Source organism: Streptomyces sp. NPDC003635 (assembly GCF_053587635.1).
In genome coordinates this window covers 63318-74383 of the sequence record NZ_JBSFOK010000030.1, presented here as the reverse complement: position 1 = coordinate 74383, position 11066 = coordinate 63318, and the positions used below count along the sequence as shown (strand labels likewise).

Annotated in this window: 7 protein-coding genes; 3 read left to right on the top strand and 4 right to left on the bottom strand. The window is 71.4% G+C overall.

From position 1 onward, the window contains the following. Positions 1-12: 12 nt before the first annotated feature. On the bottom strand, positions 13-1539 hold the full coding sequence (locus ACWDRW_RS25815; protein ID WP_451726421.1) for an MFS transporter: 1527 nt from the start codon (positions 1537-1539) through the stop codon (positions 13-15). A 168-nt stretch (positions 1540-1707) separates the two neighbouring features. On the opposite strand from ACWDRW_RS25815, the gene ACWDRW_RS25810 reads away from it, so the two are divergent. Further along, a complete protein-coding gene (locus tag ACWDRW_RS25810; protein WP_451726420.1) occupies positions 1708-2340 on the top strand; it encodes a TetR/AcrR family transcriptional regulator in 633 nt (210 codons plus the stop codon). 353 nt (positions 2341-2693) lie between these two features. After that, on the top strand, positions 2694-4775 hold the full coding sequence (locus ACWDRW_RS25805; protein WP_451726419.1) for a SpoIIE family protein phosphatase: 2082 nt from the start codon (positions 2694-2696) through the stop codon (positions 4773-4775). Between the two features lie 88 nt (positions 4776-4863). Here ACWDRW_RS25805 and ACWDRW_RS25800 read toward each other — a convergent pair whose 3' ends face one another. The 3 genes from ACWDRW_RS25800 to ACWDRW_RS25790 form a co-directional block, all read right to left on the bottom strand. Beyond that, positions 4864-6120 (bottom strand): family 1 glycosylhydrolase, encoded by a 1257-nt coding sequence (locus ACWDRW_RS25800; protein ID WP_451726418.1) that lies wholly within the window; start codon positions 6118-6120, stop codon positions 4864-4866. Continuing rightward, positions 6117-8474 carry a family 78 glycoside hydrolase catalytic domain gene (locus tag ACWDRW_RS25795; protein ID WP_451726417.1) on the bottom strand — a complete coding sequence of 786 codons (2358 nt, stop codon included), beginning with the start codon at positions 8472-8474 and terminating at the stop codon, positions 6117-6119. Before ACWDRW_RS25795 ends, ACWDRW_RS25800 begins: the two co-directional genes overlap by 4 nt. Before the next feature lie 167 nt (positions 8475-8641). Next, positions 8642-9265 carry a TetR/AcrR family transcriptional regulator gene (locus ACWDRW_RS25790; protein WP_451726416.1) on the bottom strand — a complete coding sequence of 208 codons (624 nt, stop codon included), beginning with the start codon at positions 9263-9265 and terminating at the stop codon, positions 8642-8644. A 250-nt stretch (positions 9266-9515) separates the two neighbouring features. On the opposite strand from ACWDRW_RS25790, the gene ACWDRW_RS25785 reads away from it, so the two are divergent. Beyond that, entirely contained in the window at positions 9516-11000 is a 1485-nt protein-coding gene (locus tag ACWDRW_RS25785; RefSeq protein ID WP_451726415.1) for an MFS transporter, read from the top strand. Positions 11001-11066: the final 66 nt, after the last annotated feature.

Here is an 11066-nt window from a genome sequence, read left to right as displayed (position 1 = left end):
GCGTCGGGGCGCTCAGTCAGTTGTGAGTGCGGGGGAGTTGGTGGGGCGAACGTTGCCTGCCGTGGCGTCGGCGGGGCGGGGCAGCCGCGGAATGGCGAAGGAGATCAGCAGCCCCACGGCGACGATCGCGGCCATGACCAGATAGGCGTGGGTGAAGGCCCGGTCGTGATAGAAGGCGGTGCCGTCGAGCACGGTGGAGTCCGCCGCCAGGACCGTGTAGAGCATCTGGTTGGTGAGGGCGAGGAAGACCTGGGTGAGCAGCGCGGACATGCCGTTGGCGGCCGCCTGCTCCTCGGCGGAGACCACCGACACGATCATGGCTTGCTGTCCGGCCATGAGGATGCCGCCGCCGAGTCCCATGACGACGCCGGTGATGATGATCTGCGCGGCGTCCCGGTGGTAGTAGGCGGCGAGGACGAGCCCCGCGGCGAGGACGGTGAGGCCGACGTACCAGACAGCGCGTGGACTCACGGTTCGTACGGCGCGGCCCACGCCGATCCCGGCGGCGAAGGTGACCAGTCCGGCAGGGATGCCGACGACGGCGGTGTGCGTGGTGGACCAGCCCAGTCCGTCGGAGACATGCGGGATGGGCGGGAACAGCGCGAGGAAGATCAGGATCGCCTGCGAGGCGAAGAAGGCCGCCTGCGGCACGGAAGAGCCGAGCAGCACCGTGGCAAGAGAGCGGCGCCGCAGCATGCGCAGGTCCAGAACCGGTTCGGCGACCCGCAGTTCGACGGCGACGAACGCGGCCAGAGCGGCCGTACCGGCGAGGCAGGCGGCGAGGACCTCCGGTGAACCCCATCCCCAGTCGCCGCCCTGGCCGATGCCGAAGACCACCAGGGCCAGTCCACCGCCGAGCAACAGGGCACCTGCCCAGTCCAGGCGCCCGGAGGCGGCACGCCGCGGGGTCTCGGGGACGGCCAGTAGCGCCCCGAGGGCGAGGACAGTGGAGACGACCAGGAACCACAGAGCGCCGCGCCAGCCGAAGACGTCCAGCAGCCAGCCCGACAGCAGGGGCGCCAGCAGGCTGAGGACGCCGACCGATCCGGCGACGGTGCCAAGGGCCATGGCGACCTTGCGCGGCGGGAACAGGTCACGGACCGCCGCCAGGACCAGCACCGCGACCGGGCCGTATAGGCCGCCGACGACCCGTCCGAGGACCATCACCGGATACGTGGGCGCCACCACGGTGATCAGGTCGCCCACCAGTCCCGCCGCGGCCAGGACGAGCATCACCCGCCGCTTGCCGTACATCTCACCGAGCCGCACCGCGAACGGCGTGGCCACGATCGTGGCCAGGGTGAACGACACGCTGAACCAGGCGATCTGCGTGGTGTGGAAGTGCTGCGCGATCTGCGGCTGGGCGTTCGCGGCGATGATGCCGGCCACGACGAGCAGCTGACCGGGCCAGACGAGGGCTGCCAGCCGGCCCAGTTCCGCGGCGCTCCAACGGGTCGTGCCGGCGGCGGCACGCGGGGGGCCGGCCGCGGGGGCGGAGCCGGGGGCGGGCAGCCGCGCCGGGTTGAGCGGAGGGTTCATGGTCGCTCCGGGGAGAGGTCGGCGCGTCGTTACGCCGAGGTTTCGACCGATGATGCGAGCCAAAAACCTAGTGCGCTAGGTTTTTGGAAAGTGATCCACGCCACAAAGCCCTGGGTGTGCCGGTCCCCGCCACCTCCCCGTCCGGGTCCGGTGGTTACGGTGAGCCGTATGACCAGCAGCACCCGAGGCCGCCGTGGCAGCTACTCGGTCGGCATCGCCCGACGGCAGAAGATCGTGGAGGCGGCCGCCCAACGGTTCGCGCAGGAGGGCTACCACCGCACCGCGCTCACCCGCGTCGCGGAGGACGTGGGCATCACCGAGGGCGGGCTGCTGCATCACTTCCGCAGCAAGAAGCATCTGCTGCTGGCCGTCATGGAGCACCGGTTCACCGCCGAGGCGGAGTGGTGGGAGGCTCTGCCCGCCGACGCGGGCGGCCGGGACATCCTCCGGGCCATGGTCGCTGCCACCGAACGCCACCTAGCCGAGCCCGGCCTCATCGAGCTGTTCGTTCTCACCTCGGCCGAGGCCGCCGACCCCTCCAGCGCTGCACACGCCCTCTTCGCCGAGCGCTACCAGCGCGCCGTCGACGAACTCTCCCAGCTGCTGGACCGCGCCGTGGACAACGGCACACTGCGGGAAGACACCGACCGCCAGGCCGTCGCCCGCGAGTGCATCGCCGTCAGCGACGGCCTGCAGCTCCAATGGGTCATCTCCGGCGGCACCCTGGACCTGGTCGAAGCCGTCCGCACCCACGCCGACCGCATCGCCCGCTCGATCCTGACCGACAGCGGCGGCCTCTGAGCAGCTGACGGGGGCCTGGCACCAGTAGGACGGGAAAATTCGTCCGATGATCGAACAGGCACTGCCGCCGTGATCTGCGCCGCGCTGAGCTGCTCGAACGGGGCGGTCGGGTGGCTGCGGCACGCCTGGCACGGGAGCTGCCGCACTGCATCGATTTCGGGCGCGTGTCCGTTCCGGGCGGGCCATGGAGGCCGCCGGACCCCTTCCACCGACCGGGCCGCCGCCGGGGCTGAGTGCGGAGAGCCGGGGGAGGCGCCGGCCCCGGGATTCGTGCCGTGGTCGGTTTGCGCGCAGCATGGAAGAGACGGCCCCCAACAGGCGTCCCACGGGCGTGCTGGGAAGGGAGCTTCGGCATGGGTGCGGACAAACCGATCCCGGACGCGGATCGCCCGGCAAGGGTGCTGCCGCCCGGCGGGCTGCTCGACCTGCTCGGAGTGGCCGCGGTGGTGGTGGACACCCGCGGGCGGATCGTCTTCTGGAGCCCGCAGGCCGACGAGGTGTTCGGCTACAGCGCGCAGGAGGCGCTGGGCCAGTACGCCGGGCGGCTGATGGTGCACGAAGAGCACCGCGATCTGGTGATCAGGCTGTTCGCCGAGGTGATGGAAAGCGGGGCAAGCTGGGCCGGGGCCTTCCCGATCCGGCACAAGGACGGCAGCACGCGCCTGGTGGAGTTCCGCAACATGCGGCTCCTGGACGACCTCGGCGACGTCTACGCCCTCGGTATCGCCGCCGACCAGTCCAGGCTGCAGCGAGTCGAGACGGACGTGGCCCTGTCCGAGCGGCTGGTGTCCCAGGCGCCCATCGGCATCGCTCTGCTGGACACCAGCCTGCGCTACCTCCTGATCAACGCCGCCCTGGAACACATCAACGGTCTGCCCGCCGCCGATCACCTCGGCCGCCACCCCCGCGACATCCTGCCGCACATCGACATGGACACCATCGAGTCCGCCCTTCGGCAGGTGCTTCTCACCGGCACCCCGCTGATCGATCAGTACACCGTCGGCCGCACCCCGGCCGACCCGGACCACGACCACGCCTGGTCGGTGTCGTGCTACCGGCTCGAAAGCCCCAGCGGACGGGTGATCGGCGCGGCCATCACGGTCATCGATGTCACCGAACGCCACGAGGCAGCGCTCGAAGCCGATCGTGCCCGTCGCCGTGTCGCGCTGATAGCGGACGCGTCCGCCCGGATCGGCACCACCCTGGAGGTCGAGCAGACGGCCAAGGAACTGGTCGAGGTGTCCGTGCCCGTCCTTGCGGACATGGCCACCGTCGACGTCCTCGACGCGGTGCTCGCCTTCCGCCGCGCCGGTGACTCCCATGAGGGCCCGGAACTGTTCCGTGCCATGGCCGTCGCCTCCGCCGACTCCACCGGGGAGGCACTCTCCGCCGCTGACAAGGTCGGCGACCTCGCCATGTACGCGGGGGACCGGCTGATCACCCAGTGCGTTCACACGGGGCGGCCCGTCGTCGTGGCCCACGCCGGACAGGACGATCTACAGCGCGTCGCCCGCAACCCCGAGTCCGCCGCGGCCTTCGCCCGAGCCGGCGTGCACTCCTATCTCGCGGTGCCGCTGATCGCCCGCAACGAGGTTCTCGGCGCATTCGACCTGATGCGCGCGGGCAACCCGCTTCCCTTCGACGACCACGACGTCGTCCTCGCCGTCGAACTGGCCGCCCGCGCTGCCGTGGCCATCGACAACGCCCGCTGGCACCAGAGCGTGCGCAACACCGCCGAGACCCTGCAACGCAGTCTCCTGCCAGGCCGCCCGCCCGACCTCATCGGGCTTGAGGTCGCGTCGTACTACCAGCCCGCCCAGGCCTCGCAGGAGATCGGCGGCGACTGGTACGACGTCATCCCCCTCGGGGACGACAAGACCGCCCTCGTCGTCGGTGACGTCATGGGCAACGGCATCGACGCCGCCGCCACCATGGGGCGCCTGCGCACCGCCACCTGCGCCTACGCCGACCTCAACCTCCCCCCTGAGGAGGTCCTCCTCCACCTCGACAAGATCACACAGGGGCTCGAGCACTACATCGCCACCTGCCTCTACGCGGTCTACGACCCCCACCGGCGCCAGTGCCACATAGCCAACGCCGGACACCTCCCGCCCGTCCTCGACCCCACCGGACGGCCCGCCGAACTGCTCGACCTGCCTACCGGCGCCCCCCTCGGCGTCGGCGGCGTCACCTTCCGCACCACCTCCTTCACCCTCTACCCGGGCGACCGGCTCCTCCTCTACACCGACGGGCTCGTCGAAACCCGCCATCACCCCATCGACGAGCGCCTGGACACCCTGCTGCGCACCCTCGGCCAAGAACGCCACCCCCTGGAGACCACCTGCCAGTGGCTGCTGCGCGCCCTGCGGCATCCGGACGACCACGACGACGTCGCCCTCCTCATCGCCCAGACCACAGCGACGCCTCCTGCCTGACACGCACCGCTGCTCCTCTCGGGCGGCGCCGGCCCGGTTCGGACGCACCCGCCACCGAGTCGGGAGGCGGCGGTCTTGCCCGGGCGGCTCAGTTCCCGCGCCCTGCCATCGCCTCTCGGTGGCTGCGGACCAGTGCCGCGTACGCCTTCGCGCTCGGCTTCGGTCGGCGCTGGAAGGTCACGCGGTCGACCGTGTGCAGGCCGAGCTGGGCGCCGTACCCGAAGATCCACTCGAAGTTGTCCATGAGTGTCCAGTGGCAGTAGCCCAGGACGGGCGTGCCCGCGCTCACCTCGCGCGAGAGTTCCCGGACGGCGGCGGGGATGAAGTCGGCCCGCTGGGTGTCGTCCGGTGTCTGGATGCCGTGCTCGGTGACGAGGACCGGCACCCGGGAGACCTCGTGGGCGTAGCGCACCGCGCCGGCGAGCGAGCCGGGCGCGATGACGGTGCCCATGCCGTTGCGCGGTCCGTCGACGGCTACCTCGCCGTCGGGACCGTGGACGATCCGCTCGTAGTTCTGCACGCCGATGAAGTCGTCCTGGCGTGCCTCGCGCAGCCAGTGGTCGTACACGGCGGCACGCCTGGCGTCCCGACGGTCCTCGCCGCCGGGCAGGGCCACTTCGTCGGAGATGGCGATCGAGACGCCGACGGGAAGATCGGCGCGGCGCGCCTTGATCGCCTCACGGGCCGCGCGGTGGGCACGGGTGAACGCCGCCTGGAAGTCGCCTTGGAGGTCGGCCGGGATGACGTTCGCGCTGGCGTAGGTGTCGCTGCCGGCGGCGCGTGCGGCGGCGGCCAGCATCTCGTTCTTGAGCGCCTCGGCCGCGGCCGGAAGCTTCGCACCGGCCTGGAGCAGCTGCTCGAGGTTGGGTTCGTTGAGGGTGACGCCGTACGCGATGCGGTCGCCGAAGCGCGCCATGACGCGGTCGCACTGGTCGGCGAAGCGGGCCGGGGCATCGGCCGCGGTCCAGGAGCCGTCGGCGGCGAACCAGTGCGGTGCGGTGAAGTGGTTGAACGTCACGATGGGCGCGAGACCGCGTTCGAGGCAGCCGTCGACCCGGCGTTCGTAGTGGTCGAGGGCGTCCTGGTCGACGAGGCCGCGCTCGGGTTCGACGCGGGCCCATTCGACCGAGAACCGGAAGGCGTTGAGACCGAGCCCGGCGGCCAGGTCGAGGTCGCCGGCCCAGTTCTCGTAGCCGCGGCAGGCCTCTCCGCTCGGCTCGCGGAACAGGGAGGGGACGGTGTGCTCCAGGAACCAGGTGTCACTGGCGCGGTTGTCGCCCTCGTTCTGGTGTCCCGCGGTGGCGACGCCCCACAGGAAGGTGTCGGGCAGGTCGATGTGTGTCATACGTGTTCCTTGCGCTGAACAGGTGTGCGGTGCAGGGGGTGTGCCGCCGAGCCGGGCGGGTGTTGTCCGGTGGCTGCGGGCAACGGGGTGTGGAAGGCGTGACGGCCGGGGCCGACTTCCACGTGCTCCGCACCCGGCAGGTCGACCAGGGCGGTGACGTGGGGCGGCACGAGGAGGTCGACGTGGAGCGTGTTCCCGACGATGCGCCAGGCTGTCTCGGCCCGGCCGTGGGGGGTGTCGTGCTGGGCCTTGGCCCAGCTGAGGCCGCCGCCGGGGCGGGGGCGGACGAGGAGGCGGCGGTAGCCGGGCTCGGCGGGTGCCAGCCCGGCGACGGTGCGGTGGATCCAGTCGGCGATCGCGCCGAGGGCGTAGTGGTTGAAGGAAGTCATCTCGCCGGGGTTGACGCTGCCGTCGGCCAGCATGCTGTCCCAGCGTTCCCACACGGTGGTGGCGCCCATGTCGACCTGGTAGAGCCACGACGGGCAGGACCGCTGGGTGAGCAGGCGGTAGGCGGTGCCCACGTGTCCGGTCTCGGTCAGCGCGTCGCACACCACAGGAGTGCCGAGGAAACCCGTGCCGATGCGATGCCCGCCCTCGGCCACCAGGTCCGCCAGCCGGCGTCCGGCCGCCGCGCGCTCCGCGTCGTCCTCCAGGAGCCGGAAGCACAGGGCCAGGGCGTAGGCGGTCTGCGTGTTCTCCGTCAGGCGTCCACCGCCGCAGTGGAAGCGGGCGCGGAAGGCGTCGCGGACGGCGTCGGCCAGGGCGTGGCGGCGCACGGCCTCGCTCTCGTCGTCCAGGACCTCGGCGGTGCGGGCCAGCAGCCGGGCGGTGTGCGCGAAGTACGCGGTGGCGACCAGGGCGGACGAGGTCATCGCGCGCCCGGGGGCGTCCGCCGGGGCGGCCGGGTCCAGCCAGTCACCGAACTGGAAGCCCTCGCCCCAGATCCGCGCCGGTCCGGCGAGGCGCTCGACGGCGTCCACCCAGGCCCGCATGGAGGGGTACTGGGCGCGCAGCACCTCGGTGTCGCCGTAGCGCTCGTACAGCACCCAGGGAACGATGACGGCCGCGTCGCACCAGCCGGCCATCGGCGGGTTGCCGGGTGGCAGTGGCACCGGGGTGATGACCGGGATGTCGGGGCTGAACACCGGCGGGACGCCACACTCGTCCGCCTGCTGGTCGGCGGCGAGGTCGCGCAGCCAGGAGCGCAGGAAGTCGCGGACGTCGTGGAGGAAGGCCGCGGTGGGGGCGAAGACCTGGACATCGCCGGTCCAGCCGAGCCGTTCGTCGCGTTGCGGGCAGTCGGTGGGCACGTCGACGAAGTTGCCGCGCATGCCCCACACCACGTTCTCGTGCAGGCGGTTCAAGGAGGTGTCGGAGCAGGAGAACCAGCCGGTGCGCCGCAGGTCGCTGTGGAGGACCTCGGCGGTGACATCGGCGGGATCGAGGTCGCCGGGCCAGCCCTCGATGTCGGCGTAGCGAAAACCGTGGAAGGTGAAGCGGGGCTCCCACTGTTCGCCCGCCGGATCGCCGCGCAGGACGTAGCGGTCGGTGGCGGTGGCGTGCCGCAGGGGACGCGTGCAGAGGTCGCCGTCCTGGAGAACCTCGGCGTGGCGCAGGGTGACGGTACGGCCGGCCGCGCCGCGGACCCGGATGCGCAGCCGTCCGACGAGGTTCTGGCCGAAGTCGAGGATCGTGCGGCCGGTGGGGGAGGTGGTCACGGCGAGAGGTGTGACGCGTTCGGCGCGGCGTACCGGCGGGCTGTCCGCCGGGAAGAGGGCGGCGGTGTCGAAGGCGAGGATGTCGACCGGCTGCCAGGCCGAGTCGTCGAAGCCGGCCTCGCTGAAGCCTGGCTGTTCGAGGCGGGCGTCGTACTCCTCGCCCTCGTACAGGCCGGTGGCGAGGATCGGGCCCGGGCTCCAGCGCCAGCCGTCCCCCGTGGTCGCGGTCTCGGCGGTGCCGTCGGCGTACACGATGCGCAGTTCGGCAAGCAGCCCGGTGCGATCGCCGTAGATGTCCCGGGTGCCGCCGTTGAATCCGAGCAGCCCCCGGTACCAGCCGTCGGCCAGGTGGGCGCCCCAGGCGTTGGCGCCCTCGCGGATCAGGGGGGTGACGTCGAAGGACTGGTAGCGGTGGCGGTGGCGGTAACTCGTCCAGCCGGGGGCCAGGACGTGGTCGCCGACGAGGGTGCCGTTGAGCTCCAGTTCGTAGACGCCGAGCGCGGTGACCAGGAGCCGGGCCGACCGCACGGGAGCCCGAGCCGTGAATTCCCCGCGCAGCAGCGCGGCCGGGCGGGGTCCTTCGGCGGGGGTGTCGAGGCGGGGGCTGACGACGTGCGCGGTCCAGTGGTGATGCATGGCGGCCTTTCTCAGCGCCGGAGGTGAGCAGGCACGATCATGCGGCGAATGCTTAGTGATTACTAGGCATTAGAGCATGTGACCCGCGCCACAGCCTTTGCGATGTATGGCGCGAGCATGACAAGAATGTTTCCGCTGCTCACCGGAAGTCCCGGCGAAGATTCTGACTACAGTCCCTGCCCGTCCGTGGAAATGGCCCGCAGGAGGCGGTCGAGGTGGCCGCGCATGACGGCGACCAGGTCGAAGGAACGCCCCCCGGCCAGCCACTGCTGCATCAGCCCGGCATCCAGGGCGGCGCACTCCCGGGCGATGCTCTCGTGGTCCAGCTCCGGCAGTAGCTCGCCGCTGCGGCTGCCGGTCCGCAGCCGGTCGGCGAGCTCCGCCACGCCCTTCTCCTGCCAGGTGGAGAAGTGCGCGTGGGCCGGGTGGTCGGGCGCGGTGGCCTCGGCGGTGAGGACGACGGCGAGTTCGACCATGCCGGGCATGGTCAGCGTCTCGGTGGTGTCCTCCAGGTGGCAGCGGAAGGCGTCCCGTACCGAGTCCGAGACGCGCTCCCACCTGATGTCCATGCGCTCGTGCCAGAACTCGACCACCGCGAGCAGCAGCTGCTGCTTGTCGCGGAAGTAGTGCAGGAGCCCGGCGTCGGTGACACCGGCGTCGCGCGCGATGCGGGCCAGCGAGGTCTTCCGGTAGCCGTCCTGGCCGAAGCGGAGCAGGGCCGCCTCCAGGATCTGCGTCCGCCGCGCCCGGCCCGCCGTGTAGTGGCCGCGCGGCCCCCTGGGTGTCGCCATGCCAGAACAGTACCGGTGGCGGGCGTGGCGGTGGTCGTCCGCGGACTGCCCGTGGTTGTGCTGTGTGACGTGGGTCACTACCCGGATACCTAGCGAGCGCTAGGTGTTCGGGTCATCATCGACGTCACGCGACGACGGGTTGCCGCGCGGTCACCTCCACATGAGATGCGTGTGACGAAAAACCCCCTCCCGCGTACACCCCCCGCGCTTCTCTCTCCTCCCTCGGCACCTCCGTGAAAGGAGGGCTGGCATGACGCCGCTGTCATCAAGCCCCTCAGTCGACCGCGCAGCCAAGGCCCCCGTGGACGGGCGGTGGACTCCCCGCCTCGTGCTGCTGCTGATCGCACTCGCCTGGCCGACCCAGTTGCTGGCCGCAGGCGGCATCCTCGGCGCCAACGCCACCGCCGGCGTCGCCCAGGCCTTCCACACCACCCAGGTGGTTTGGTTCGGACTGACCCTCACGCTGGTGTCCACCCTGCTCACCCCCTTCGTGATCAAGCTGGGAGACCTCTACGGCAAGAAGCGCGTCATGCTCGCCATGACCGCCCTGGGCGCACTCGGCGAAGCCCTCGCGGCCCTCGCCGGCAGCTTCTGGCTCGTGCTCGCGGGCCGGGCCGTGGCCGGGTGCTACGGACCGTTCGGCGCCCTGTCGTTCGCGGCGATACGCGACGTCTTCCCGCCCCGGCTGGTCAAGCCGGCCAGCGGCATCATGGGCAGCAGCGTGGGACTGGTCGCCCTCTTCTCACCCTTCCTCGCAGGCTGGCTCGTCGACCACTGGGGCTACCGCGGCGTGCTGTGGTTCCTCGCCGCCGCCACCGCACTCGCCTTCGCCCTCATCGCGTTCCTGGTCCCGGAGACACCGCGGTACGCCGCCGGCTCCGGCTTCGACTGGCTGGGCGGTCTCGTCCTCGGCGGCGGCCTGACCTCCGTGGTGTACGCCGTCGGCCAGGCGCAGAGCTGGGGCTGGACGGACCTGCGGACCCTCGGCTGGCTCCTGGCCGGCGCGATCGCCCTGACCGCCTTCTTCTTCGTGGAGCGCGCCAGCGACCATCCCATCCTCGACCTCGCCGTGCTGCGTCGTCGCCCGGTCGCCCTCGCCCTCACCGCGGGCGGCCTCGCCCAGACCGTCGCTTTCACGATGCCCGGTCTGGCCATCCTGCTCGCCCTGTATCCCCACATCCCCGGCGTCTCGGCCGGCCTGGGCTGGACGGCACACCACAACGCCGTCGTCAGCGTCAGCTGGAACCTCGTGATGTTCGGCACCGGCCTACTCATCAGCCGCTTCCTGCGCCGGTTCGACGTGCGCAGAATCTGGTGCGTCGGCCTGACGGTGATGGCCGTCGGCTACGGCCTTGTCGGCGCCTTCCACGGCAACGAACTCCAGCTCATGGTGACCTCCTGCATCGCCAACGTCGGCGCGGGCATCGTCGTCGCCGGAGCCCCGGCACTCGTGGTCGGCGTGGTCTCCCGCGACGAGCAGGGTCTGGGCAGCGGCATGCTCAACATGCTCATCAGCCTGTTCGGAGCGCTCGTCACCGCCGGCGCCTACGCCATCCTCGCCGCGGACAGCACGATCGTCGACGGCACCGCCTTCTACCTCGACACCGGCTACACCTGGATCTTCTGGCTCGGAGCCCTGGTCACCGTGGCGGCCCTGCTGCTGTCCCTGTTCATCCCGCCCCTGCGCGACCCGGAGCACGAGGACGCCCGGCCCGCCGAGCCGCAACCGGTCTGACCTGCCCCACCTCAGCGAGCAGGAGCGGGAGTTGGAAACTGCCCCCGCGGTGTGCACCGCGGGGGC